Annotated in this window: 23 protein-coding genes; 8 read left to right on the top strand and 15 right to left on the bottom strand. The window is 60.8% G+C overall.

Features of this window, described 5'->3' with window-relative positions; all coding sequences use genetic code 11:
* Positions 1–10: 10 nt before the first annotated feature.
* The 9 genes from dhaL to ABIE53_RS04690 all read right to left on the bottom strand — a co-directional run bounded on the left by dhaL (position 11) and on the right by ABIE53_RS04690 (position 8,578).
* Complete coding sequence (gene dhaL / locus ABIE53_RS04730) at positions 11–649, bottom strand: dihydroxyacetone kinase subunit DhaL (RefSeq protein WP_192700051.1); 639 nt, start codon at positions 647–649, stop codon at positions 11–13.
* A complete protein-coding gene (locus tag ABIE53_RS04725; protein WP_192700050.1) occupies positions 646–1,692 on the bottom strand; it encodes an ABC transporter ATP-binding protein in 1,047 nt (348 codons plus the stop codon). Before ABIE53_RS04725 ends, dhaL begins: the two co-directional genes overlap by 4 nt.
* Positions 1,685–2,788: an ABC transporter ATP-binding protein gene (locus tag ABIE53_RS04720; protein ID WP_192700049.1), complete on the bottom strand. Its 1,104-nt coding sequence runs from the start codon at positions 2,786–2,788 to the stop codon at positions 1,685–1,687. The genes ABIE53_RS04725 and ABIE53_RS04720 overlap by 8 nt, the downstream gene beginning before the upstream one ends.
* Before the next feature lie 3 nt (positions 2,789–2,791).
* Positions 2,792–2,986, bottom strand: a complete 195-nt coding sequence (locus tag ABIE53_RS04715) for a hypothetical protein (protein ID WP_192700048.1) — start codon at positions 2,984–2,986, stop codon at positions 2,792–2,794.
* Entirely contained in the window at positions 2,983–3,936 is a 954-nt protein-coding gene (locus ABIE53_RS04710) for a carbohydrate ABC transporter permease (RefSeq protein WP_006047773.1), read from the bottom strand. Before ABIE53_RS04710 ends, ABIE53_RS04715 begins: the two co-directional genes overlap by 4 nt.
* Positions 3,933–4,889 (bottom strand): carbohydrate ABC transporter permease, encoded by a 957-nt coding sequence (locus ABIE53_RS04705; protein ID WP_006047774.1) that lies wholly within the window; start codon positions 4,887–4,889, stop codon positions 3,933–3,935. Before ABIE53_RS04705 ends, ABIE53_RS04710 begins: the two co-directional genes overlap by 4 nt.
* Before the next feature lie 71 nt (positions 4,890–4,960).
* On the bottom strand, positions 4,961–6,289 hold the full coding sequence (locus ABIE53_RS04700; protein WP_029970344.1) for an ABC transporter substrate-binding protein: 1,329 nt from the start codon (positions 6,287–6,289) through the stop codon (positions 4,961–4,963).
* Between the two features lie 113 nt (positions 6,290–6,402).
* Positions 6,403–7,422 carry a LacI family DNA-binding transcriptional regulator gene (locus ABIE53_RS04695; RefSeq protein ID WP_029970345.1) on the bottom strand — a complete coding sequence of 340 codons (1,020 nt, stop codon included), beginning with the start codon at positions 7,420–7,422 and terminating at the stop codon, positions 6,403–6,405.
* Positions 7,423–7,756: 334 nt separating this feature from the next.
* Positions 7,757–8,578 carry a hypothetical protein gene (locus ABIE53_RS04690; RefSeq protein ID WP_006047777.1) on the bottom strand — a complete coding sequence of 274 codons (822 nt, stop codon included), beginning with the start codon at positions 8,576–8,578 and terminating at the stop codon, positions 7,757–7,759.
* A gap of 459 nt (positions 8,579–9,037) precedes the next feature.
* Between ABIE53_RS04690 and ABIE53_RS04685 the strand changes: the two genes are divergently transcribed.
* Complete coding sequence (locus tag ABIE53_RS04685; RefSeq protein ID WP_029970346.1) at positions 9,038–9,802, top strand: bestrophin-like domain; 765 nt, start codon at positions 9,038–9,040, stop codon at positions 9,800–9,802.
* Positions 9,803–9,871: 69 nt separating this feature from the next.
* Here ABIE53_RS04685 and ABIE53_RS04680 read toward each other — a convergent pair whose 3' ends face one another.
* Positions 9,872–10,864 (bottom strand): NAD-dependent epimerase/dehydratase family protein, encoded by a 993-nt coding sequence (locus tag ABIE53_RS04680; RefSeq protein WP_192700047.1) that lies wholly within the window; start codon positions 10,862–10,864, stop codon positions 9,872–9,874.
* Between the two features lie 78 nt (positions 10,865–10,942).
* Between ABIE53_RS04680 and ABIE53_RS04675 the strand changes: the two genes are divergently transcribed.
* A complete protein-coding gene (locus tag ABIE53_RS04675; protein WP_192700046.1) occupies positions 10,943–11,830 on the top strand; it encodes a LysR family transcriptional regulator in 888 nt (295 codons plus the stop codon).
* A gap of 57 nt (positions 11,831–11,887) precedes the next feature.
* Here ABIE53_RS04675 and ABIE53_RS04670 read toward each other — a convergent pair whose 3' ends face one another.
* A complete protein-coding gene (locus tag ABIE53_RS04670; protein ID WP_171800431.1) occupies positions 11,888–13,006 on the bottom strand; it encodes a glycosyltransferase family protein in 1,119 nt (372 codons plus the stop codon).
* 129 nt (positions 13,007–13,135) lie between these two features.
* Positions 13,136–13,447, bottom strand: a complete 312-nt coding sequence (locus ABIE53_RS04665) for a hypothetical protein (protein ID WP_192700045.1) — start codon at positions 13,445–13,447, stop codon at positions 13,136–13,138.
* Positions 13,448–13,851: 404 nt separating this feature from the next.
* Here ABIE53_RS04665 and ABIE53_RS04660 point away from each other — a divergent pair, with 404 nt between their 5' ends.
* From ABIE53_RS04660 to ABIE53_RS04645, 4 genes are all read left to right on the top strand, one after another.
* On the top strand, positions 13,852–15,414 hold the full coding sequence (locus ABIE53_RS04660) for a hypothetical protein (protein ID WP_192700044.1): 1,563 nt from the start codon (positions 13,852–13,854) through the stop codon (positions 15,412–15,414).
* A 210-nt stretch (positions 15,415–15,624) separates the two neighbouring features.
* Positions 15,625–16,488: a KPN_02809 family neutral zinc metallopeptidase gene (ypfJ, locus tag ABIE53_RS04655; RefSeq protein ID WP_192700043.1), complete on the top strand. Its 864-nt coding sequence runs from the start codon at positions 15,625–15,627 to the stop codon at positions 16,486–16,488.
* Positions 16,489–16,865: 377 nt separating this feature from the next.
* Entirely contained in the window at positions 16,866–18,203 is a 1,338-nt protein-coding gene (gene oxlT, locus ABIE53_RS04650; protein WP_006047786.1) for an oxalate/formate MFS antiporter, read from the top strand.
* Between the two features lie 175 nt (positions 18,204–18,378).
* Complete coding sequence (locus ABIE53_RS04645) at positions 18,379–19,011, top strand: FMN-binding negative transcriptional regulator (protein WP_006047787.1); 633 nt, start codon at positions 18,379–18,381, stop codon at positions 19,009–19,011.
* 76 nt (positions 19,012–19,087) lie between these two features.
* Here ABIE53_RS04645 and ABIE53_RS04640 read toward each other — a convergent pair whose 3' ends face one another.
* On the bottom strand, positions 19,088–21,370 hold the full coding sequence (locus ABIE53_RS04640; protein WP_192700042.1) for a glycoside hydrolase family protein: 2,283 nt from the start codon (positions 21,368–21,370) through the stop codon (positions 19,088–19,090).
* Positions 21,371–22,404: 1,034 nt separating this feature from the next.
* On the opposite strand from ABIE53_RS04640, the gene ABIE53_RS04635 reads away from it, so the two are divergent.
* Together ABIE53_RS04635 and ABIE53_RS04630 are read left to right on the top strand one after the other, a co-directional pair.
* Entirely contained in the window at positions 22,405–23,061 is a 657-nt protein-coding gene (locus ABIE53_RS04635) for a hypothetical protein (protein ID WP_029970356.1), read from the top strand.
* A gap of 720 nt (positions 23,062–23,781) precedes the next feature.
* Positions 23,782–24,267, top strand: a complete 486-nt coding sequence (locus ABIE53_RS04630) for a hypothetical protein (RefSeq protein WP_310399918.1) — start codon at positions 23,782–23,784, stop codon at positions 24,265–24,267.
* Positions 24,268–24,285: 18 nt separating this feature from the next.
* Here ABIE53_RS04630 and ABIE53_RS04625 read toward each other — a convergent pair whose 3' ends face one another.
* Complete coding sequence (locus ABIE53_RS04625; RefSeq protein WP_192700095.1) at positions 24,286–25,359, bottom strand: glycosyltransferase family 4 protein; 1,074 nt, start codon at positions 25,357–25,359, stop codon at positions 24,286–24,288.
* Positions 25,359–26,612 (bottom strand): oligosaccharide flippase family protein, encoded by a 1,254-nt coding sequence (locus ABIE53_RS04620; RefSeq protein ID WP_029970359.1) that lies wholly within the window; start codon positions 26,610–26,612, stop codon positions 25,359–25,361. Before ABIE53_RS04620 ends, ABIE53_RS04625 begins: the two co-directional genes overlap by 1 nt.
* Positions 26,613–26,809 lie beyond the last annotated feature (197 nt).

Raw genomic sequence — 26,809 nt, 5'->3', positions numbered from 1 at the left:
TGGCCTCCTTTCACACCGGGTTGCGCGCCAGATGCGCGCATACGGCAGCGATCATGATCTGACTGGAACGCGCACCAGGGTCGATATGACCGCGTGAGCGTTCGCCCAGAAACGACGCCCGCCCTTTGGTCGCGAGCATATCGCGGGTGGCGAGCATGTTCTGCTCGGCCACCTGCGGCAATTCATCCAGCACCGCTTTTCGCAACGCAGGTGATTCGACGGCCGCAAGCTCTTTAAAGCGCGCGGCAACGGGAATCAGCACGTCCATCATCGTCTTGCTGCCTACGCCCGTCTTACCCCGCTGCGCGACCGCTTCGACGCCCGCCGCGAACATGAGCGCAGTGCCCGCAATATCCAGTGGAGTGTTCGCCGATGCTTTCGCCATCCCGTGCAGCAGCGAAAAGAACAGCGGCCCGGACGAGCCGCCGACCGTCGACAGCACCTTGTTCGCCGCGAGTTCCAACGCGGCCCCAAATGTTTTCCCTTCGATGTCCGCACGCAAGGCAAGCAACGCCTCCATGCCGCGCAGCAGATTGAAGATGTGATCGCCATCGCCGATCTGCTGGTCGAGTACGGCTATTTCGTCGGTGTGTTCCTTGAGCGCTGCATATGCGGCGTCGATACACTCCATGACCGTTTTGCCGTTCATGTCGGGATCCTCCTGCCGTCTGCACGGAAATATAAGAGGCTGCGAGCGGGCAGCGACACGCCCACGGACTGCCCCGGGCTGAAATTGCGCTCGACCATCGTGGTCGCCACAACCGCGGTTCCTGCATGCTCCAGAATCAACAGATGACGCAGCGGCGAGTACTCGAGCACCTTCAGGTCGAGTGCGTCACGTGGATGAGGGGCGCTGGGTGCATCACGCGCGTTGCCCTCGTGCAGCAGCACGTCTTCAGGACGAATCGCCACGGTTGCCGTACCGGTCGGCACCACTGCCGAATCGAACAGCGTTGGCGGCAACAGGTTGATCGGCGGCGAGCCGAGCCGCTGCGCCGCACTCAATGAAACCGGATTGCCGTAGACCTCGCGCGGTGTGCCGAGCTGCACCAGACGGCCGTGTTCAAGAATGCCGATGCGGTCGGCCAAGGTGGTGGCTTCCACCTGATCATGCGTGACATAGAGAATCGTCGCGCCAATCTTACGATGCAGGCGCTTGAGCTCGATACGCAATTCCTCACGCAGTTTTGCATCGAGCGATGACAGCGGTTCGTCCATCAGAAAGACTTTTGGCTCGCGCACGAGCGCACGCCCGATCGCGACGCGCTGCATTTCGCCGCCCGACAAATGCGTTGCCATGTTGTCGAGCTTCGCCTCCATGTGCAGCATCTGCGCGACCGCATGCACCCGCGCGCGCACCTGTTCCTCGCTGCTGCGACGACGGGGCGAACGCAGTGGAAACGCGAGATTGCCAAACACACTCAGATGCGGATACAACGAGTATTGCTGAAAGACAAACGCGACATCGCGTTCGGAAGGATGCACGCCGGTGGCGACCGCACCGTCGATCAGCACGTCGCCGGCATCGGGACCTTCCAGTCCTGCAATGAGGCGCAGCGTAGTGGTTTTGCCCGCGCCGCTCGGCCCGAGCAGCACCACGAATTCGCCGTCTTTGACGTCGATCGACAGGTCGTCCACCGCAACGATGTTGCCGAAGCGCTTCGATACATTGCGTAGCTGGACTTCAGCCATGACCGACTCCGTTGACGGAAAGCGTGGAAGCAGCGCCCGGCAGCAGGCGCTCAGTAGTGGCGTCATAAAGCAGCGTGCGTTCTTTCCGAAACGACAGACCGACGCTCGTGCCCGCGGCAACGCCATCGTCTTTGCTGACGCGCACGCGCACGACGCCGAGCGCCGTTTCAACCGCCAATACCTGATGCGAGCCGAGGTATTCGTCGGCGATCACCCGACCGCGCAGCGGCCCGTGCTCGTCGATCACGACGTGCTCCGGTCTGATTCCCAGCAATACGCGCGCGGCAGCGGCATCGCAACGCGGCACGGAAACCGGCGCGCCATGCAGACTCACCTGCTCCTGACCTGCGGTCACCGCTTCGTCGACGGGCAAGAAATTCATGGGCGGACTGCCGATGAAGTTGCCGACGAACACGGTCGCGGGGAAGTGATAAATCTCATGGGGCGAGGCCGCCTGCAACACTTCGCCCTGATTCATCACGACGATATCGTCCGCCATGGCCATCGCCTCGCTCTGATCGTGTGTGACGTAGACCGTGGTGGCAGCGAGCGCGTTGTGCAGTTTGCGTAACTCCAGGCACATCAGTTCACGAAAGTCGGCATCGAGTGTGCCGAGCGGTTCGTCCATCAGGAATGCTTTCGGTTGCCGCACGATCGCGCGACCGAGCGCGACGCGTTGCCGGTCGCCACCGGACAGGCCGCCGGTCTTACGATCGAGAATGTTCTCGATGCGCAGCATATGCGCCGCTGCATCGACCCGCGCGGCAATCTCGCTGCGTGACACGTGTTCGTTCTTCAGCGGAAACGCGATGTTATTGCGCACCGTCATGTGTGGATACAGCGCAAACATCTGGAACACGAAAGCAATGTCGCGTTGCCGGGCGCGCAACGCAGTGACATCCTCACCGTCGATCAGGATCTGTCCGGAAGTCGGCAGCTCGAGCCCCGCGATCATCCGCAGCGTTGTGGTCTTGCCGCAGCCTGACGGTCCGAGCAGCACGACGAAGCGTCCAGCGCCGATGGTCAGGCTGGTGTCGCGCACCGCGACAAAATCGTCGAAGCGCTTCTGAAGATGAGCGAGAACGATCGTGGACATGATTCAGTCTGGAAAATGGCTGGTGACGACGAACGCGAGCGCGCCCACCAGAAGCACCGGAAACGACCAGGTGAAGAGCGCGAGCGAAAACGGCTGCACGAGCATCGCCGCACCCAAGCCGATCAGTACCGTCGACGCACCCTCGCTGTATCTGCGACGTAACAGCCAGCGATACGGAGCAATGTCTTCGCGTTTCATTTGCGCACGGCTCCGAAGGTGATGCCGCGCAACAGATGCTTGCGCAGCAGAACGGTAAAAAAGAGAATCGGCAGCACGAATAATGTCGTTGCAGCCGCAACGGCCGGCCAGTCCTGACCGCCTTCTCCGATGATGAATGGAATGAATGGCGGCATGGTCTGCGCATCGCCGCTTGTCAGCAGCGAAGCAAATGCGTATTCGTTCCATGCAAAGATCAGGCAGAAGATCGCTGTAGCGGCAATGCCCGTCGTCGCTTGCGGCAACACCACTTTCACGAAGGCCTGCAAACGCGTGTAGCCATCCACTAGCGCGGCTTCTTCATACTCGCGCGGGATCTCGTCCATGAAACCTTTAAGCAGCCACACCGCCAGCGAGACATTCACCGCCGTATACAGCACAATCATGCCGACATAGCTGTCGCTCAAACCGAGCGCGCGATACATCAGATAGATCGGAATGGCGACGGCAATGGGCGGCATCATCCGTGTGGAAAGAATGAAGAACAGCAGATCGTCGGACAGCGGCACCTTGAAGCGCGAAAACGCGTATGCCGCGAGCGTGCCGAGAAATACCGCGAGAAACGTCGAGCCAAATCCAATGACAAGCGAATTCATGAAGCGCGGCACAACCTTCGAAGGTCCGGCGATCACCATGTTGCGCTTGCGCACCTCACGCTCATACCAGGTTCGCGCAGGCGGCAGGCTCGCAATGAACTCGGGCGTCTGCCGCGACCGGATCGTGAGCAGGTTCACATAGCCTTCCATGGAAGGCTGAAACAGCACGACGGGCGGATACGCTATCGCATCTTCCTGCGTCTTGAAGCTCGTCAGGAAGATCCAGACCATCGGTAACGTAGCTATCAGCGCATATGTGATAACGACCGCAGCCGCGAAGCGCCTGGCGCGCGGAGATGACGCCACCACGGAATGTTGTGTCGCAGTCGGTCTCATCGCTGTTTGATCCGGTTAAGTGCCTTCACATAAATATTCGCCGCACCGAATACCGTCACGAACAGAATGATCGCGAGCGCGGACGAATAACCTGTCTGCCACTTTTCGAAGGCGGCACGCTTGAGCGTGATCGATACCGTTTCGGTAACCGAGCCCGGCCCGCCCGATGTCAGTAGGTTCACCATATCGAACATCTTGAAGTTTTCGATGCCGCGAAACAGTACCGCGAGCATCAGGAACGGCATGGTCATAGGCAACGTGATCGACCAGAACTGACGCCACGGCGTCGCTCGGTCCACTTCCGCGGCTTCGTAGATATAGTCGGGAATCGAGCGCAGGCCCGCGAGGCAGATGAGCATGACGTACGGCGTCCACATCCACGTATCGACCATCACAATGGTCCACGGCGCGAGCGCCACGTCGCCGATCATCTGGAACGACGCCGGCGCGATGCCGGTGAAGAAGCTGACGATATCGTTGAAAAGCCCCGTCTGCGGTTGCAGCAGGAACGTCCAGAAGTTGCCCACTACAGCAGGCGAAAGCATCATCGGCAGCAGGATGAGCGTGGTCCAGAAGCTATGTCCGCGGAACTGCCGGTTGATCAGCAAGGCAAGACCGAATCCCAGCAGCACCTCCAGCCCGACCGACCAGAACACGAAACGCGCGGTCACCTGCATCGCGTACCAGATATCTTCGTCGGTCAGGATGTCGACATAATTGTCGATGCCGACAAAACGCGCCGGCACGCTCGGCATGTTCGACTTGAAGTTGGTGAACGACAGGCGAAGCGCCCAGATCAACGGAAAGATGTTGATCGCGAGAAGCAGCAGAATGGTCGGGAGGATGAAGAGCCACGCGATGGTCCGATCCGACAGTCCACTTAACCGCTTCGCTATGCGCGTCGACGCTCCCGCTTCGAGACTCGTGGGAGAAAAAGGCTTATCTGCCAACATGCCTGGCTCCTTTAAGCGGACCGGAGACAGGCCGTTCGGCCGCCGCCGGTCCAGTCAAGCCCAGCTAAAAACTACTTTCCTTCTTGCTTGAAGACCTTGGTCCAGTCTTTCACCAGCAGATCCAGCGCATCTTTGGCCGTGCCTTTATCGGCCACGACGTAATCGTGCACACGCTTTTGCATGTCGAGCAACAGCTCCGCATAAGCCGGCTCTGCCCAGAAGTCTTTGACGATTGCCATCGACTTCAGGAACGCGGGTGCGAACGGCGCGCTATTCGGGAAGTCCGGTGCGTCCACCACTGATTTAGCTGCCGAATAGCCACCCAGTTGCCACCATTTCTTCTGCACGTCGGGTTGCGCGAACCACTTGATATATTCGAGCGCGTCTTCTTTATGGTCCGAGTACGAGACGACCGAGATGCCCTGGCCGCCCAACTGAGTGTATTGCTTCGTCTCACGCGGATTGACGAAGAAGCCGATCTTCTCGCCACCGACATTCGGGTCTTTATAAAGCCCTGGGAAGAACGCAAACCAGTTCATCTGCATTGCCACCTGACCCGACTTGAACGCGTCGAGCCCCTCCTGCATGTACGCGTTGGTCATGCCTGGCGCCGTGCAGCACTTATAGAGCGCCTTGTAGTACTCGAGCCCCTTCACCGCGCCTGGCGAGTTCACGAAGCCGTCGAGGTGATAGGGCTTCTTGGGATCCTGATACTCAAAACCGAAGTTGTATAAGGCATTGGTCGCGCCCATCGTGATTCCCTCGGAGCCGCGCTCCGTGAAGATATACACGCCATAGACCGTCTTGCCGTCGATCTTTCGACCCTGGAAGAATTGCGCAGTCTGCTTGAGTTCGTCGAGCGTAGTGGGCGGCGCAAGCTCACGGTTGTACTTCTGCTTGAATTCCGCGCGAAGTTCCGGGCGCGCAAACCAGTCCTTGCGGTAGGTCCATCCAACCGCGTCAGCCATCGCAGGTAAAGCCCAATAGTTCGGCGTATTCTTTGGCCACTCCGAATATCCCACCACCGTTGCAGGCACGAAGTCGTTCATGGAAATCTTGTTCTTCGTGAAGAAGTCGTTGAGCTTCACGTAATGTCCATTGACCGCCGCGCCGCCAATCCACTGACTGTCGCCAATGATCAGATCGCACAGCTTGCCGTGCGAATTGAGTTCATTGATAAAGCGGTCGGCGTAACTGGTCCACGGTACGAACTCGAACTTCATCTTGATGCCGGTCTTCGTCGTGAAATCCTTCGACAGTTCGACCAGTGCATTGGCGGGATCCCATGCCGCCCAGCAGAGTGTCAACTGCTTGTCCTGTGCCTGCGCGCCCGTTGCAGTGCCGAGCCCCAGCGATATGAGGGTTGCCGCCACTACCCTCGCTGACGTTAGACGTACCATGTCTCTTCTCCTTGTCTTTCTCGCGTCTCCAACCTCATGACATTCAGCGCCCATGCGCCGGGCACCGCATTTCGGCTCTGGCAGATCAGAAGTCGATCCGCGTGTCGCGAGCGTCAGGCATGCGCATTCTCACGAAGATAAATCCGGGTTTCCGGCGTGGGGATGGCAAGCGCTCCCCGAACGTCGTTAAGAAAATTAATCGCGGCGAGCCCGGCCCAATGAACAATGCCGCGCACGTCCTGACCGAGTATCACGTCGATCGCGCGTTCCGAGAGTTGGGTGCGGGTCTCCGCAGTGCATTCGTGGCCAATCAGGACGAGGTGAGCCTTATCGCCGGACTCCTGCAATGCCGCTGCAATGCCAGAGATGCCGCCACCCGTCACATACACGCCGACCAGATCCGCATGGCGCGCACGTAGGCCCTGTACGGCGAGTCCGGCACCATCGTCGTCTTCGGCGAAGTCCGGTTCGGCGATCCAGCGCAGGTTGCGGAAGTCCTCCTCCAGCACTTGCGAAAAGCCGGTGCGGCGTTCCACCTGGTCATGCAGACGCGACGATCCCGATAGCACGGCTACCGTGCCGAGCTTCGCGCAAAGGAAGCGCCCCATCAGCAGTCCTGCCGTGCGTCCGGCAATCCGGTTGTCGACACCCACGTACGCGGCCCGCCGGCTCGCGGGTAAATCGGAGAACACGGTGACGACGGGCACCTGAGCGTCGCTCATCTCTTCGATGAAACGCTCAACCCACGGATAGTCGAGAGGCGCGAGCACGAGCGCGTCGTAGTCGATCACTTCCGCGGCGAACGCGGCGGTCTCGCGTTGGCTGGAAAAATCGCAGCGGTAAAACGAGGGGATGATGCGGTGCTCGCGAAAGAAGCTCGCCGACAGCGCAATATCGCGCTCGACGTGATCGAGGAAGCGGGAGTTCACTTGCGGCAGCACGAACGCGACCCGGAACGAGTTGACCTTTGCCGGCCGGCCACGGCTCGCCCGCTCGTCACGCAGATTCGCGAGTGCAAGATGCACGCGTTCGGCCGTTTCCGGACGCACAGCCTGATCGTCGCGCAGGACACGATCGACCGTGGCCACGCTGACGCCAGCCCGACGCGCAATCATCGTACGAGTAGCCGGCATGAGTCTCCTCCGGTGCCGAGCGAAAGAATTATTTTGTTTTACTGAAGGTAGTTTTTCCCACGAAAAATGCAAGCTTTTTCGCCGTGAAAAAAGCGTCATTGTTTTGATGGACATAAAACACGGTGGTGCCCGGTAGCGCCAGCAAGTGCGACGGACGACGCAGCGGGCCTACAGATCGGGGATCGCAGGGAGAGTCGATGGCGTGGGTCGGCTATTAGCGCCCGAGGAGAACCCCGGCCAACTGTCGTGTCGACCGCGGTATGGGTATTGGGTGAGTGCTTAGAAAAAGAGAAGCTCTCGGTCGTGAGTCAGGACTCATCCTGCCTTTAGGCTTTTAATCGCCGGAGCCATTTCGAACTTCGCGAACCGGACGTCCGACACGGTCGGACGGCGCGGAATTCCTGTGATGAGCCCACTCACGCAGCTTATCCAGTGCGCCGCCTGAATGCGGGTTAGCAAAGTGAAACAGGACGGTCGACCTGACGCTATGCGGCAGACAAGCCTGATTCGCGTGGAGCGATCGCATTCCCCAGAAAAAATACATGTTGCCTGGCTCGAGCGGTACGACGCGTGCGCCGAGCGCGCGCTGCACGCTTTCGGCTGCAAGTACCCGGCGCACCAGCGAGTTTTGCACTACGGCTTTCTCGACAAGGTTGATCACCGATGAAGAGCGGATCTTGCGCAGATTCGGATACATCACGAGGTCGCCGCGCGGCTCGTTCGGGCCGTTTGGAATGATCAGCGGCAAGAGCGCGGTGACGACGTAGGTGTCGTAGTGGAACAGGTTTGATGCCTTGAGTCCGAGATCACCCGACAGCACCCGAAGCGCGGAGACGATATCGATGTCGGGCACGGCTCGCCCGGTGCCGCGCCGGTACAGTCCGGCGAGTATTCGGCGCAGGTCGGGCGAATCACCGAATGCCGCGAGCGGCGAGGCGTCGAGCCAGGGATGGCCGGCATAGATGAAATGCTGGCGCTGATGCTTGTCCAGTTCGCGCTGGACATAATCGCTCGCCATTGCAAGTTCAACGGGTGAAAGGACATCGTGAAGTGCGCTTATGCCGACCGCGTCCATCTCACGGCTCAATGCGTCGAGGCTTTCATCGGTCACCTGCTTCAATCTGGAGTCCAGAATTTGATCGGGCGGACTTTCCATGATTCCTCACACAAGGTTGTCGCAGGATAGATACGTCGTGTTTTTTCCGAATCGTCCAATTTTGCCTACAGTGTGTCATGCGCCGACTATGAGTTATGTGCGGCGGAGCATATGGCGGTTCACGTTCACATTAAAGAACATCGCGTTCTGCGACTAGTTTTGCGCCCGTGTGCTGAAGGTTGCTTGCCAGGAGCATTCCCGCACGGTGAACTACCGGATAGCCGGCACCGATGCTAAGCACGAGGGGAATGAGATCCAGGCTCCTGAAGCCGACAATAGTGGCGGATGTGAATTCCGTTCATAGCTCTTTCGGTTCTCGCCACACGCTGCCCGAATCGCTCGGCATATTCGCGCAAAGTATTGCGCGCCGACACGCTCTTTTATTAGCGATAGCCCGCGATGTGATCTAAGATCGAAAGAACGTGCGTGCTAAACAGCCTTCTCAATAGGAGATATCCAATGGCAGCATTCGTCGATCATCCGGCGATTTTGTTTCTGGTTCTCTTTGTTTTATTCATTGCGGCAGTTGCATTCGGGGTGTTTGTCTTGCGCCGTCTATCTCCATTGCATGAAGACGAACGCGACGATTTCAGCGCTGTCCAGGGCGCCACGCTCACGTTGTTGGCTTTATTGATCGGTTTCAGTATTTCCATGGCGGTGAACCGCTATGACCAGCGAAAAGTCCTTGAAGAAGCAGAGGCAAACGCGATCGGTACGGAATTCGCAAGGGCCGATTTGACGGAGCCAAACATCCGCGACGAGATGAAGGCCGCATTGGTCCAATACACCCGCTTGAGGCTGACAGAGTTTCGGACCCGCGATCACGCCGAGCGCAAACAACTCGACGGTGAACTCGCAGCGCTACAGTCGAAATTGTGGCTGCAGGCAACCCACGTTGGAAAAAGTCAGCCCACGCCCATCGGGGCGCTCGTCGTTGCGGGCATGAATGACGTGCTCAATTCGCAGGACTATTCAGAGGCCGCCAGGATTAATCATATTCCGCTCGGCGCATGGGTTCTGATGATCGTGATCGCGGTTTTCGGATGTGCGGTTCAGGGTTATGGCGCCAAAGGGAAGCGCCGTACTGCGCTGCTCATGACTATCTTGCCCGTGACGATCTCATTGTCACTCGCCCTGATTGCCGACATAGACAGTCCGCGCGGCGGGATCATCCGCGTGCAACCGCAGAACCTGGCGAGGCTTCTCCAGTCGCTGGAAAAGTAATGGCTGGTTCTGACAGCCTGCTTATTCAGATTGGAATGCGATAACAAGTAGTACCGCTGGTTCGTGCTATTAGCTAATGCAGCCCAAACCCGCAAGCGTCGTTTCCACTGCCTCGTCGATTGGCGTATTCGGCTCGTGCCCTAACGTAGCGATCAATCGGATGTTTTGCATCCGGACAGGTGTTTGCCACAAATAGCGCATCTCGCTCAATTCGCGAAACGTCGCATTAAACGGTGACGCGAGCTTGACGAGCGCCCACGGAAATCCGCCGACGCCCGGTTCTCGCCCCGTGCGCCGCGCCACGACTCTGCGAATGGCCGCCACGAGTTGAGTACCGTCCTCGTCCCAGTGGCCACCCATATGAAAGCGCGCGAAAGGCTCCAGCGTCTCGCGCCGCGCAAGCAGCTCGAGCATCGTACGCGCTACGTCAGGCAAATATGACCACTGATGGCCAACCCCGCGCGCCCCCGGATAACTGATCTTTGCGACGGGCTTTCCCGGTTTGACGAGACCCTGCGAAAACCAGTTATTGCGCGCTCGCGGGCCGAAGAAATCACCCGCTCGCACAATCAACGCGCGCAACCCTTCTGTGCTCGCGCGTTGCAGCCGAGCCTCCATTTGCACGCGGATTGCGCCTTTCTTTGTCACTGGATGCTGAGGCGCATCTTCATCGAGCAGCGCAAACGCGTCCGGCCCAAAGTTGTACACCGTGCCCGGCAGCACGATCGTTGCGCCTACCGCTTTCGCGGCCACGATGGTGTTATCCAGCATCGGCAGGACAAGCTGTTCCCAGCGCCTATAACCCGGTGGATTAACCGCATGCACGATGACCGACGCGCCTTGCGCCGCGCGCAGCACGTCCGCATGATTCATCGCGTCGCCCTCCGCCCATTCGATACCGTCCGTGCGCGGACTTAATGCACTCGACGCACTCGACGACCGCTGCATCGCCCGCACATGCCAGCCTGCTGCAAGCAGTTGCCGCGCAAGTTCCCCGCCGATGCCGCCCGTCGCGCCGAGTACGAGTACCGTTTCATGTGCCACGTCAGTTGCTCCATTCATATTTCGATGAAGCCATTCTCCGATTTTTACTGGCACAATAAAACTAGCGAACTCCGTTGACCCGATATACAAAATTGCATGGCTGATAACATCGGTTGGGAACTGTATCGCACGCTGCTTGCAGTGCTGCAAGAGGGCTCATTGTCGGGCGCTGCGCGCTCGCTCGGCATCACGCAGCCCACGGCGGGCCGTCATATCGAAGCGCTCGAACGCGCGCTGAAAGTATCTCTATTCACGCGCTCACAGACGGGTTTGCAGCCGACCGACATCGCCCTCGCCCTGCGGCCGCACGCAGAGACGATGCAGAGCACGGCGGCGTCGCTGGAGCGCGCGGCGAGAAGCGACGCCGCCCAGGTGCAAGGCGCGGTGCGTGTGGCTGCGAGCGAGGTCGTCGGTGCGGAGGTGCTGCCGCCTATCATTGCGGCGCTTCGCGAGCGCTATCCGCAACTTGTCGTCGAGCTGGTGCTGTCCAATCGCGTGGAAGATCTGCTCAAGCGCGAGGCCGATGTCGTCGTGCGCATGGTGCGGCCAAAGCAGACGCAACTCGTCGCGCGGCGCATCGGCAATATCGAGCTCGGCCTGCATGCGCGGCGCGATTACCTCGCGAAACACGGAACGCCGCGCAACGCGGCTGCATTGTGGCAACACGCGATCATCGGCTACGACAGGCCGAGCGCGTTCGTGCGGGATGCCAGCAAGGCCTTTCCAGGGTATTCGCGCGCGGGTCTGTCGATTCGCACGGACAACGACCTCGCGCAGCTCGCACTGATTCGCGCGGGTGCCGGCATCGGTGTGTGTCAGGTCGCGCTTGCGCGTCGCGACAAGTCGCTGGTTCGCGTGCTGCCGAAGCTCGTCGCGCTACGGCTCGATACATGGGTGACCATGCACGAGGATCTGCGCAGCAGTCCGCGTTGCCGCGCGACGTTCGATGCGCTCGTCGAAGGACTCACGGGCTATGTGCGGTAGTCCTTCGAGGCGCCGGGATTGTCATGCGTTATGGGCAAGCAACCGCCCGGTATAAGCTCATTCCGTTACCGGCTTTTCCACCGCAGCCGCCTGTCCGCCGACGGTCTCCAGATAGTGTCCGTAACGCCGGCAGCAGGTTTTCCAGCCGAACTCGTCGAGTGCCTTGCGATGACTCGCATTGTTGGCATACGTCTGCCACGACTCGTTGACCGAGCGCAGGATTGCAGGCAGTTCGCTGGCGTCGTTAAAGAGAAGCACGTTGTCGAACTTTCTTGCTGCCCATTTCATGAACGGTGTGGAGCGCGCGATCAGAACCGGTACTAGTCCAATAGCCTCGAAGAAGGCGCCGCTGACCAGCATCGAGTCGGCCGAGTGCGGGAGAATCAGCACGTCACTGTCGGCGATGCTTTGCGCAAACTCGGCGTCGGTCAGAAAGCGGGATTCAAGGCGCACCGCGTCTCGCAACGACTTTCTATCGATGATCTCGTTCAGCGTGGAGACGTAAGCGTCAGTGCCGTGCCCCGCTATATGCAACTTGCAATCTGCCGGCCAGACATCGAGCACCGCATCGATCTGCTTATACGGACGGATCACGCCGAGCATCGTATAGAGCGGCGCCGATCGTTCCGGCCTTGCGTTACGCGGCTGATGACCGGGCGAGTCCCAATACAGCGGATGAGGCAAATACTGGGCGCGGTACTGCGCCTGAAAGTCCGGCGCGTGCACCACGCGAAAATCCGCGAGACGTCGCACGAATGCAATGATCCGCATCGACAGGCGCCGGTTGAATCCCTCCGTATCGTGTACGGCCTGGTCGTGCACGAAGTACACAACCTTGGCTCGCCCGAGCAGCATCAGAGAACAATAGAAAGCGAAAAGCAGTGAGCCGCCGAAGCTCAGTTGCGCAGTGCCCTTCTGTCGCCTGAACGGCCGGTACTCGAGCCAATGAAATACGAGAACATTTTCCGGCTTGAACAGATCGGCAAAGCCGCCCTTTAACAAGCCCTTGATCGACAACGGAGCAACATCGTAGCCGACCGACCTGTACAGATCTTTTTGAATCTCTATATAGCGGTTGGTCGGATTCGTAAAAGGACACATCAGCACGCGTCGCCGCGGCCGTTTCGCTTCATCGCTTCCATGAGCGCTACTGGCCTCGTGAATAATCTGCGACATTCGACAATCTCCGGTCAGAGTGCACTCGCGGAACAATAGGCGCGAACGTAATTCCGACGTCTTCAATTCCCGTCGTTATGAACGCTTCCAGCGAATATCGAGTGATTTAATCAGTATGTTCAGTCGAGCTTAGCATGCAAAAAACGGCATTGTGTGGCCGCAATCACCTGAAAACGCGCCAAGTTGCGCCCGCGCCGCCGATTCGATGTCCGAAAGTGTGGACTGAAGACATGCGCCCCGGGTCACCCGGATAGCCCCGCCGCCGCTCCAAAAATCGGCACTTGACGAAAGCGGAAAAAACGACTTGCTGCTCTTGGGGTCAAAGCGCAAATAATGCAGGGCGTCCAGTCCCCATACATCAGGCGAAAGCGTAATTTTTTTGGGATACGAGCGTTGATCGGAAACGATCCTGCTTTCTGGCGGAATACGGCTATTTTTCATTTTGAGCCGATGCGGTTCCGGGTAAGATCTACCCCGTTCGCAATAGCAGTCCGCAAAATTTACGCGGTCCGCACGATTCCCGGACAAACGTTTGCGTGAGCGTCCCTGCATGTCGTGGGCCGCGCACGGTGACGTCGGTTGATTTCCTCTGTTGATTGAACCCGTTGGCGCACGCGTCGTGCACGAGCGTTCCTGCCCGTGCGCGCGCTGAATCAAGGTTTATTCCGGCGGCTTTAACCATTCGATAAAACAACCAGCAAGACGCCTTAAAAGCACGCGGATTTCCTGGACGATCAGTAGTGCCAATAAAAATAACGTTTCGAGTTTCGCAATAAGCAATTAACCAATATAAGAACACAACTTATCTTTATTCGGGGATCTTCTCGATAGTGGAATAACTCATAATGTTGAAACGACGGCAATTTATTGGTGCGCTGGGCGCACTCGGCGGAAGTGTGATTTTGAGCGCCTGCGGTGGCAGCGGCGCGGAAGATGCAAGCGCAACTACTTCTGGCGCCAGCGCGCAGAAGACAAGCGCGACTGCAAAGAGCGCATCTGCAGACGGCTCGGCAATGCCGCCGGCCGCGTCCCTGATCGATGGCGCGGGCGCTACCTGGACTATTTCGGGCGGTGTGGTTTATCGCAACGGCGCGAAAGCCGGGATCAACTACAACGTCTCGCTCGTGCTGTGGGTCAGCGGCGCGATCTATCACCAGAACACCAGCGGTCAGTTCTATCAGTGGACCGGATCGGCATGGCAGTCCTCGAGCGATCCGCGGCTCGGCACCACGTCGCCGGATGGCACGACGATGCCGTCAGCCTCACGCATCATCGACAAGACCGGCGCAGTCTGGACGCTCACCAATGGCGTGATTTCGAAAAACGGCAAGGTGGTGGGCAACAACTACAACGTGTCGCTCGTGCTCTGGTACGGCGGCAAGATCTATCACCGCAATACGAGCGGACAGTTCTACGCCAATGCGGAAGTCGCCGCTGAATGGCTCGCTTGCAGCGATCCGCGCACTCCCGTCGCGGCGAGCGCGGGCAGCTTCTTCGGCATGAACGGTCACTTCGATTACACGTACACGCCCGCACAGGTCGTGTCGATCCTGAAGGGCCTGGGTTGTACCAGCTACCGCGTCGGCTGCACGGCGGACCCGGCTCAACTGAATGCCGTGGTCAAGCTCGCGCAGGCGTTCCAGTCGGCCGGCATGACGCTGCTCGTATTGCTCGACCTCGGTCTTCGCGACAGCAGCGGCAAGCTTCTGGCCGGCGAATCCGCCGCCTACAACGCCACTTATGGACCCGCCTTCACGGTCGCCAATACGCTGAAGCAATACGGCGTGACGTTCTATGAATGCGGCAACGAATTGACCCGTGACCGGGCCATCATCATCGATTCGACGAACGCAGGGACCAAGGCACTCGACTTCAACAACGCGAACTGGCCGGTGATGCGTGGCGCGATGCGCGGCATGATCGACGGCGTGAAGGCGGCTCAGCCGGGCGCCAAGTGCGGCGTCAACTTCTGCGTTGCGGATGTCGGTGCGTCGGATGCGTTGTGGGACGGCACGCAACCGGACGGCAGCTTCGGCTATCCGAAGGTGCGCTGGGACATTACGACGTGGCACAACTACGAGGTCTACGGCGACATCTTCAACATCGGCACCGATGGCGCCGGTCCCGGCTTCGACCTGCCTACCTACTGCAAGGCGAGGTACGGCGTGCCGTTCTTCATCACCGAGTGGAATACGGGCCCCGAACAGGCGCAGTCGTACCGCGCGAGTTACATCACTTCGCAACTGGGTTCGTTCTACGCGGCACGCAAGACGCACAACATTCAGACCGTGATGTACTACGTGCTCGATAGCGGCAACAACACGTTCGGCATTATGACGAACGGGACCGCGTTGAATCCGCCGTATGGTGCGTTCACCGCTTTCACGTCGAGCCACGTCGATAGCTGATACGGCGAATTCCTCGCATCTATACTGCGAATCTGGCCTCCCGCTGCACTCCGGCGGGAGGCCATTTTTTTGCCCGGAAGTGAGCGCAGATCAGCGTCGGCACACGCGGCCCATGCACACCGGCACGCGACGCAGGTATGCTTACTGCTCCATTGCGGCAGTAGACCGCAATGCGTCACAGCCTGTCGCTAGAGAACACGGAGAAACGCCATGCGCCTTGATGATGAAGTGGAAAGCCAGAACGTCGAAGACCGGCGAGGCGGCGGTATGCGGGTAGGCGGCGGCATCGGCATCGGGACGATCGTCATCGCGCTGGCCGCGTCGTATTTCTTCGGCATTAATCCGCTGACGATCATCAACGGCGCGCAGGTGCTGCAAGGCAATGCGCCGCAGGCGAACGCACCGACCAACGCGCGCCCCGCCGACGATGCCGGCAGCCACTTCGTGCGCCGCGTGCTCGGCAACACCGAACGCACGTGGCAACACATTTTCCGCACGCAGTTCAATCAGGATTATCCGGCGCCCAAACTCGTGCTGTTCAGCGACGCCACACCGACGGCATGCGGCACGGGCCAGTCGGCGATGGGTCCGTTCCACTGTCCGCCCGACAGCACCGTCTACATCGACCTGTCGTTCTATCGCGAGTTGCGCGACCGCTTCGGCGCGAGCGGCGACTTCGCACAAGCCTATGTGATCGCGCACGAAGTCGGGCATCACATCCAGAAGGTGCTCGGCATCTCCGACAAGTACGAGGCCGCGCGTGCACGCATGTCGCAAGCGCGGGGCAATGCGCTGTCCGTGCGCCTCGAATTGCAGGCGGATTGTTTTGCGGGCGTATGGGCCGCGGTCGCGCAGCAGATGAATGCGAAGCTGATGGAGCCGGGCGACTTCGAGCAAGGGCTGAATGCTGCGGGCGCAATCGGCGACGACCGGTTGCAGCGGCAATCGCAAGGACGCGTGGTGCCCGAAGCATTCACGCACGGCACGAGCGAGCAGCGGCAACGGTGGCTCAGGCGCGGCATGACGAGCGGCGACATTCGCCAATGCGATACCTTCTCGGCGCAATCGCTATGAGTTTGAGCGCCGGCTAACCAGGAAATACCCGTCGGTGCTATCCCTACAAACAAAAAACTAACATTACATTTCACTTTCGACTATAAAGGCAAGGCACGCGGTGAACAGCCTTGTCTCACTGCCTGCCCTCAGCCCGCCGGCCTTGCCGGCGGGCTTTTTTTGACTCTTTCGAATGAGTCGGCAGCATTCCTTCGTTTTCCTTTCTTATCACGAAAGACGTCGTCAGAACGTCGGGTTTCTTTCGCTTGACTTACTTGATATATCACATACTGTATCGATTCGACCACCGACTTCAAGACGCGTTAAAGACGTCCAACGGTTGTCCGCGGAGCGTGGCGCCCGCAATCACAAGACAAGGCATGTCAAAGGAGACAGCGATGGAAACGGATCACCAGAAGGGAGCGTCGTGGGTAGCGTCACCGTGGGTGCAACTCGTGTTCGGCGTCATCTGCATGGCGATGATTGCGAACATGCAGTACGGCTGGACTTTGTTCGTCAATCCGATCAACGAAAAATACCAATGGGGCCGTGCCGCGATTCAGGTCGCGTTCACGATCTTCGTCGTGACCGAAACATGGCTCGTGCCGGTCGAAGGCTATCTCGTCGACAAATACGGGCCGCGTCCGGTGGTCGTCGGAGGCGGCCTGCTGTGCGCGATTGCATGGGCGCTCAACTCGGTCGCCGGGTCGCTGCCCGTGCTTTACATTGCCGCGGCGATCGGCGGCGTGGGCGCGGGCGCGGTCTACGGCACTTGCGTCGGCAACGCGCTGAAGTGGTTTCCAAACCGCCGCGGCCTCGCTGCGGGGATCACCGCCGCGGGCTTCGGCGCGGGATCGGCGGCGACCGTCATTCCGATTTCGAACATGATCAAAAGCAGCGGCTATGAAGCGACTTTCCTGTGGTTCGGTCTCGGCCAGGGAATCATCGTAGTCGCGCTCGGGCTTGCGCTGCTCGCACCGCCGGCCAGTCTGCTCGCGTCGGCGAAGAGCGCCCTCAAGCGCGTCGTCTATAACGCGACGCCGCGCGAAGTGGTGAGCTCGCCAATATTCTGGGTGATGTACCTGATGTTCGTGATGATGGCCGCAGGCGGTCTGATGGCGACCGCGCAACTCGGGCCGATTGCAAAAGACTTCGGCCTGCACGATTCGCCCGTTTCGTTGCTCGGCCTGACCTTGCCGGCGCTGACGTTTGCATTGACGATCGACCGCGTATTGAACGGTCTGACGCGGCCGTTCTTCGGCTGGATCTCGGATCGCATCGGCCGCGAAAACACGATGTTTCTTGCGTTCGCGATCGAAGCGGTCGGCATTCTCGCGTTGTCGAAATACGGGCAGAGTCCGGTCGCGTTCGTCGTGCTGACCGGCATCGTGTTCTTTGCATGGGGCGAAATCTACAGCCTGTTCCCCGCGACCTGCGGCGACACGTACGGCCCGAAATTCGCCGCCACCAACGCAGGGTTGTTGTACACCGCGAAGGGCACGGCCGCATTGCTGGTGCCGTTCACGAGCGTGATCACCGCGGCAACCGGCAACTGGCATGCGGTCTTCATGCTTGCGTCGGGCATGGCGGCCGCAGCCGCGCTGCTCGCGCTATTCGTGCTCAAGCCGATGCGCCGCGCGCATGCCGCGCGGCACGCGAGCCCTGCGACGGAAAGCGTTTATAGCGGCGGCTCATTGATCAGCGAATCGGCGCGTGTGTCTGCCGATGGCGGTTGACGGAAGTTGTATCGAACGCACGGGCGGCATCGCGCGCGTCGGTAACGGCGCGCGCCGCCGCTTTTGGCCCAAGTTTCTGGCCCAAGCTTCTGGCCCAATAAAGTCGACGGAAGCTGGCTCTTCAGGATTGACCCGTTTCGGCGCACACTGCGTGCACGAACTCAACGGAGCAATCATGTACGTCCCAGCCCATTTCAACGAAGCACGCAAAGACGTGCTGCACACGCTCATCGCGCAGAATCCGTTCGGCACGCTGATTACTCACGGCGCGAACGGCCTCGACGCGAATCACATTCCGTTCGAGTTGGCATCCAACGAAGGCGAGTTCGGCGTGCTGCACGCTCACGTGGCGCGCAATAACCCGCTTTGGCAGGACGTGGCCAATGGCGACGAAACGCTGGTCGTGTTCCGTGCCGGCGACGCGTATGTTTCGCCGACCTGGTATCCGAGCAAGCACGAAGCGCACAGACAGGTACCGACATGGAACTACGTCGTCGTGCACGCGCATGGGCGCATCACGATTCGCGACGATGAAAAGTACGTGCGGGGCGTCGTCGCGCGCCTCACGCGTACGCATGAAGCAGGCGAAACGCAGCCGTGGAAGATGGGTGACGCGCCGGCCGAATACATCGACGCAATGCTCAAAGCGATTGTCGGCGTGGAGATCAAGATCACGCGGCTCATCGGCAAGAGCAAGCTCAGCCAGAACAAGGACGCGCGCGATATTCAGGGCGCCGGAGAAACATTGAAGGCACGCGAGAACCGGATCGGCGATCAGATGCTCGCGTGCCTTGCAGAGAAGCCATAACGCTGCCTGCGTGGCGGCACCCTCCGGACACTTGCTTTATTCCGGAGGAGTGTCGGCAGGTTATTTACCCGAACATTTATTGCCCGGTGTAGCCGAGCGGAACCGTCGAGTTGTTCTTCGCCACGGTCGCGTTGCTGGACACAATGTACTGCGGCACTTCGGTCAGCGTCAGCGTCACTGACCCGTTGCTATACGGAACCGTGCTGACGTTCCCGTATCCATCGATCTTCGTCACGTTGCCCGACGTGCCGGCGTTGTCGACCTGCAGCGTATAGCTCGTCGAATACGTCTGGCTGTACACGCCGCCGCTCGTCGGCCATTGCGCATTGCTGTGCGCCCACGCGGCCGTCACCACCTTGCCGTTGCCCAACTGCTGGAACGCGTACGCGAACGTGCCTGACGGCGCGCCCTTCACGCGGCCCAGCGTGTTGGTGCCGTCGAGAACGCGCGTCATCGTCGCGAACGCCATTGCTTCGGGTTTCGGCGAGAGGTTCGTCGCGCCGAACGCACCCTGGGCGTTGTTCAGATCGAAGAACGAGCCGTATCCGACTTCGCCCGGATAATCGGGACCGTAAAAGAGCGTGGTCACTTGCGCTCCGCCGCCGAGCACGATGATGTGCGAGCGCACGCCGACTGCCGCATGAGCGAACAACTGGTTTTGCGACGGCACGTTCGGGCCATAACTGAGGCCCGGATCGTAGCTCGTGCCCGCTTCCGTGAAGAAGAGCTTCATGTTGGGCTTGCCCGCCTGCATCACCGAACGCAGTTGCGTCATCTGATTGTCGAGCGCATTGGCCTGGTTCGCGGCATCCGGATCGGCGTCCTGCAACTCGGGCGGATGTGCCGGATACGTGCCCGCATTCCAGTAGCCGTGCGTCGACACCGCGTCGATGTAATTCCACAGGCCGAGCGCGCCGAACTTCTTCAGATAGCCGGTCGTGCAGGTATCGCAATTGGCGGCGAACGGGTTGCCCGTGCCCATCACGACCGCGTTCGGATCGGTCGAGTGGATGCCTTCGTAAGCGGCCTTGTACATAGCGACGAAGTTCGCGTCGCTATCCGCCCAGCCAAGGCTCGGCTCCCACGTCACCTGATAGTAGTTCTTCTGCTGATTCGGATAGTTGGCAGCCCGAATCGAACTCGTGTTGGTCCCGACGCGCGCCATGAAGTCCTTGAACTCGGTCATGTTCGACGGCGCGTAATAGCTGTCGTTGAACTGGCCCGTCTTCGAATCCCATGCGGGCAGGCCGTCGAGACGCACGATACGCATCTGATCGGGATTGGCCTTATAGAAAGGATCGAGATCGTTCACGCTCGGCGTGTACGTGTACGGCCCATTGGGTTCCATCGTCGATACCTGGCGGTCGTCGATCGTCCACGAAATGCCGAGCGCACGCAGCGCCGCGATGTTGCCGTTGAAGCCCTGCATGCCGAAGCGATGCTGGTCCTGATGCGCGTAGGCCACCGTGCCGATCGCCGAACTCAGGTCAGGCAGCACGCCGAAGGTTGCAATGCCAGTTGGCCGGGTGCCGCTTTTCGGCAGGGTGCCGCCCGCGGAGCGCAACGTTGCAGTCAGCGCGCCGTAGCCGGCCCACGTCGACTTGCACGACAGGGTGTTGGTCTGCACGCCTGAGCTAACCGGGAAGCTGCCCTGCGTCTTGATCGCGCCATTCGAATCCGCGACGGACCAGACGACCGTGTCGGCTCCCGGCGCGTTCGTCGTGATGGCGATCTTGAACGCGGCGTTGTTCGGGAAGACGCGCAGACCATCGCTGGTCGGCGTATCGGCGCTGATGATGCCGTTAGCGGTGCCGCCCGCGGTTTGGGCCGGCGTGCCGCAGGAGATCGCTGCGCTCGTTGCGATGGATTGCGTCGGTGTGGGGGTGGGGGTTGGGGTGGGGGTTGGTGTTGGCGCGGGTGCAGGTGCAGGTGCAGGTGCCGGAGCGGGTGCGGGCGCAGGCGCGGGTGCTGGCGTAGGTGCAGGTGCAGGTGCAGGTGCAGGTGCCGGTGCCGGTGCCGGTGCCGGTGCGGGTGCAGGCGCAGCGGCCGCCCGCATCCAGCAAGCCTTGTCATAGCCATACGCCGGATCAGTTGGCGAAACGGCGCCCATATAGCAACCCACGCCATTGCTGAACGTGCGGGGACTCGTCAGCATCGTCGACGGCGCATTGGGCGGCACCGCACCGAATATGACCGAAGCCGTGCCGAGGAACGAGCACTTGCCGTTCTCCTGCGCGCACAGCTTGTATTGCTGACCCGCGACGGTAACCGTGCTGGCTTGCGCTTGTGCGTTTTGCACACCAAAGGATGCCAGCGCCGTTGTCGCCGCGATCCCAATCAACCTCGAATATCTAACCATTGTCCCTGTCTTGCGAAGAAGAGTTATCCCCGAAAATGGAACGGCATCGGACTGGCCGTGCCGTCTTTGTCTTGTCGGATAAAATGAAAAAGCGTCCCCCCGGACGCAATGCGGTCCGTCTGAACGTGTCAAACGCGGGACGAGCGAAGACCAGCGCGGCTATGTTTTACGCGCTCATTTAGAAAACAGGACTACAAGAACCGTGTGTCTTTCGTTGTGGTTCCAACCATTAGGATGGCTAACTGACAATGAAAGCCAGTTGTTTTCCCGTCATCGATCAATGCTGTTGGTTGGACACACCGTCTGTCACGCGCGACACACCCGGCGACAGACGTCAAGCGAGCGGTAAGAAGAACGCAGGCATGCTGGCCGGCGTCGTTGTTACCAGTACTGCGCGGCACCACGGAGGCGCCGGATGGAAATCTTGCTGAGATTCACCGCGATCCGCGCGCCACAGGTAGTACTTACGGGTGCGCTGGCGGAAGAATTATAAACGTTTCAAAACTGCAACGAAGTGCGCTCGCGGGCCGATAAGTAGCGATCCTGCCCCTGCTCCCGATGCTGAGGCCGGACTTTCGCAAATGCGCGGCTCTGCGAAAAGCCTGCCTCGCGATCGCGGCGAAAAGGTAAAACCTGTAATCGTCGGCGGATAGGCGAATTGGGGACGGCGATAGCGCGCCGCGCACGCCGCTTTCCGCCACTACTTCGCCGGTACTTCGGCAATAGTTCGGCAATACTTCGCCACTGAGTGCCCGCGCGAACGCCGCGTGCCACGCATCGTTCTACTTGCACTATGCTTTTACGAAGGGCGTCAAACACATGCGAACCCCACGGCGCATGTCCTGATTGGACTGCACCATGGCGTTTTCGCGCGTTATGCAACGCACTGACCTCGCGCACCACAGTGGTACGCTGAGGAAAGCAGCCTTCGCGGCAGTGAACCGCCGTTTGTGCGGCGAGATCCACGCAACCAGAACGCACCGCGAAGCGCAATTGCCGGCGAACGGCTCAACATCGCTGCGGGAGCGACTGCGATGGGATACAAAACCTATACCCTGATGACCTTGATGGCGGTTAGCAACGCGGCCTTCGCGTGGCAGCCGGTCATCTATCCGATTCGAAGTCAAAGCGCGTATCAACGCAGCGTCGACAGCGCGATGTGTTACGCGACTGCAAACAAGCAAACCAAAGTCAACATGGCGCACGAAGCCCAGACGCCGCCGCCGAAGCCGGCTGGGACCAAAACATCGTCGACGGGCGCGCCATCGCGTCCGCCGTTGCCTCCCAGTACTTTTTCCGCGACGCCACCCGGCACCGCGATTCCCGACGGCATGGAGCCAGCAGCACCCACTGCGGCTTCCGCTGGGAAGCCCGGTACGGCAACGGCCGCCGCCGCAAGCAATGCGGCTTCCGCGACACCTGCGGCTCCGGCAAGCGAAGCGCCCAGCGCGACCGCGACGGCGACCGCGAATGCCGGGCACACAGCATCAGCGACTGGGCCGGCGTCGGCATCGGCGGCAATCGCGGACAAAGGCGCCTCCGAGCCCGCTACCACGGCAAGCGCGCCGGGCGCCTCGCAACCCGGCATGGCCGCACTGCCGCCTTTGCCCGCGCCCGAGCCGCCCATGACGCGCTACTGGGCCGCCTACGGCGCGTGCATGCAGGCGCGCGGTTACGTCGTCGCACAGTAAGCGTCCGCTGCAAGCATGACTTGCGGCGGCCGCGCACCGGCTGCCGCAAGCGAATCCGACGCCCGCAACCTCGCCATCGATAACGACATGAATACAGACCAGATCAATACTTCGGGATGCGAACAATGTGGAGCGCCGCTCGCCAACCGCATGATGCCTTGCGCGTCATGCCGCGCGCGCAGCACTCCTTCGTACGGTGCGATGGTGCCGACTCTGACCGTGCGGCTCAACGAAACTCGCCCGCTGCCGCCAAGGCGGCTTCCGGCTCGGAGAGTGTGGAGCCCGTCGCGTGCGCTGGCGAATCCGTATGCGACGATCGAAGAAGCGGTCGTGGTCCAGAGCGCTTATCGGCGACTGCGCGAGCCGCTCGTGCTTGCCGCGTCCGCGCTGGTCGTCGCGTCGGCGGTGTATGCGGGCTTCATACACAGTAGCGATGAGGGTGTCGAAGGGGAACCTGTCGCTGTGTCGGGTGCTGTTAAGAGACCGAGTGTCGTGCCGGCTATCGGAGCCGTCGAGCGCCCTACTGCGGTATCTTCAGTGCCTTCGGCTGCCGAAGTCGCTGCGCCGCGTGGAGAGCCGGCGCCCACGCCGTCGGTGGCAGTGGCGGCTGCATCGCCAAGGTCGTTGCCCGTTTCGTCGTCCACGGCATCGCGAGCACCAGCGTCGCCGTCCGCGTCGCCCTCACTCGCCGCGCGTCGCGCCGCGTCTGCGGCTCCAGTCGTGTCAACTGCCGCAACGCCCGCAGCTACGACCATAGCAATCGCCTCCGCACAACCGAAACCCATCCCCAGCGCCCCGCCTCCGCTCACCGCGGAAGAAAAAGCGCGCGCCGATCTGTCGCGGCATCTGCGCGCCGCGCGCGCGAGTCTGCAGAACAACAATCTCTCGGCGACGAAGGTGCGCGTCGCCGCAGCCATGGTGGTGCAGCCTCAAAGCCGTGAAGCGCAGAACCTGCGCGCCGCCATCAACACGCGCGAACAGCAGCGCGACGCACTGCTGAGTCTCGCGCGCGGCTGCGGCTATATCGCGCGTTGGGACTGCGTGTCGCGCAATGCGGGCAGCGCGTTGGAGATCGATTCGAGCAGCAGGGAAGCGCGGCATCTCGTGACACTGGCGATGCAGGAGTCGGCGCTCGCAAGCGTGCAAGCGGTGGAATCCGAGCCGAGCCCTGCGCCCGATACACGCGACATCAACGCTCATCACTGAACGCGCGGCGAACAGCGCCTAACGCGCCGATACCGCCGGGCACACCTGCCGTGCAATCGCGCGGTATCGCTCGGCCGTGTCTCGCAGCGTGAGTCCCACGAGCGATCTTTGCACGCGCTCCTGGCTTAACGCCATGACGATCGCGTCGGCGTAACAACGAATGTCGTCGGTGTCGACGAGTTGCACGCCAGGAAAACTATTCGCGAATGCGAACGCCGGTATCCTGCTCGCGACGATCGGCACGCCCGAAGCCAACGCCTCGAGAAACGCCACGCTATGTCCTTCCGAGCGCGACGGCATCACGAACACGCTCGATTCCGAGAGCACCGTCGCGACGTCGCTGCGCGGACCGGCGACGACGACGCGCTCCCCGATGCCCAGCTCCGTTGCAAGCGCAACGACCGCGCGCTGATAGTCAGGGTCCTCGACCACGCCATAGAGCACGAGTCGTGCGTCCTCGATCCGCGTCAGTACTTCGCCGAAAGCCCGCACAGTAAGCAGTTGATTTTTCACCGACGCATATCGGCCGATCTGCACGATTTGCGGCACGCTGCTCACGCGCTCGCCACCGTCGGTGAATGCGAAGCGCGCGAGGTCGACGCCGTTCGGCACGACCGTCATCGACGGATGCACGCCGATTGCCTGGACATAGTCCATCACGCCTTGCTGCGAGACGCCGATCACGACGCGCGCGCGGCCGGACAGCACATGCTCGACGCGCCTGAAGAGCGGCCGCTCGAAGTCATTGGTCGCGGAATGCATCACGTAGACGACCGGCGCGCCGAGCGGCAACGCGCGCGCGTAGAACGACGGAATCGTCGCATGCGCGAAGATGACGTCGGGCCGAAACCGCCGCACCGCGACGAACAGATTCCACAGCTTGCCGAGCGCGTGGTGCCGCTTCGGCGGAAACCAGCACTCCACGCCGTGCGCATGCAATTCATCGGCCAGTGACGTGAAATCGGCATGCGCGGGCAACAACGACGCCATGCACACCGCCATTCCTTCGGAGCACTGATCGAGCGCGAGATCTTTCGCGAGCACTTCGGCGCCCGACAAACGCGGCGCCAGTACGAGGTGGAAGACACGCATCATGCCGTCCTTGCCTTCAAGGTTCTGTAGAGCATCCACGCCGCGGCGCAGCCGAGGCCCAGCGTCATCGACCATGCAATGCCTGTCACGCCCCACCAGCGCACCGCGAGCGGAGCGCTGACGAGCAGCACCACCACCTGAATCGCGGACGCATGCACAGTGGCCTTCGCATCGCCGATTGCGCGCAGATACGACACGAGTACCGCGATCAACGCACCGATTGCCATATTGATGACCAGTATCCTGAAGAGCGGCACTGCCGGCAGCCAGGCTGCGCCGAGAATCAACGAGAACATCGGCTCGGCAATGAGCCGCAGCAGTTCGACAAATGCAGCAAGCCCAACGGCGGCCACAAGCAGATAGATCCTGATGAGCCTGGAAGCCGCCTGCGCATTGCGCCGATGATGCGCGGCAAAAGTCGGAAACAGATACTGCGACATCGCGATCGCCGCATCGGCGAGCAGCATCTGCGCGAGGCGCGACGACATCTGATAGCCGCCGAGTTGCGTCGGCCCGAGCAGTTTGCCGACCACCACCTTGTCGAACTGATTCAGCAGCAGGTTGATGACGCTGCTTGCCCAGATCCATCGGCTGAAACCGACATACTGGCCGATGCCCGACCACACCGCGCGCACCGGCGGGCGCGGCGTCATGGTGACCCACGTCAGCACGCTCTTCAACGTTTCTCCCGCAACGAGACCGATCAGCACCGACGCCGCGCCCGCGCCGAAATAAGCGAGCGTGAGCCCGACAGAACAATCGACAAACGCGGCCGCCACCTCGACTCCCGCTATATGCTGAAAGCGCCGCTCGCGCTGCACCACGTAATAAGCCGGCGATGCAAGCCCGCGCAACAGCGGCAGCAACGCAGCGAGTTGAATCAGCACGAGCGATCCGTCGAGATGAAACTGACTCGATAACAACGGCGCCGACGCAACCAGCAGCAACGAAATCAACACGCCGCGCGCCGTCAGCGTCGTCCATACAGCGCTGAGCTGCGGGCGCGTCGGCGCGTGCTCGCCCTGAATCACCGCTTGCGCGAGTCCCGTGTCGGACAACGCCTCGGCAATCGCAACCGCAAGCAAAGCCACGCTGACGCTGCCGATTGCCGCCGGTCCGAGCATGCGGCCAATCGCCAGAAACTTGATCGCCACCAGTCCCCGCACCGCGAACTGTTGTAACAACACCCATGTCGCCGCGCTCGCGCCGAAGCTGCTCGCTATCGAGAGCGCGGGAAGCCTGATCGCCCGCAAGCTGGTTCTCCGTCGAATTGCAGCGCTGTAGAGCGGTTAGCAGCGCGTCATGACTCGCTGTGAACACCGCCGCGCCGGATTGGATTGAATTGGTCGCGCCAGCCAAGCTGGCAATGGTTCATCTGGAACCGTAAGCATGACCTTACCGCGAGAGATTCGCCGTCAACCGCCATCAACCAGGCCGCTTCAGCCGCGGC

The organism is Paraburkholderia sp. OAS925 (assembly GCF_040543975.1).
Taxonomy (GTDB): Bacteria; Pseudomonadota; Gammaproteobacteria; order Burkholderiales; family Burkholderiaceae; genus Paraburkholderia; species Paraburkholderia graminis.
Note: the sequence above shows the minus strand (reverse complement) of the source record. Positions and strands in the feature narration are given on the sequence as shown.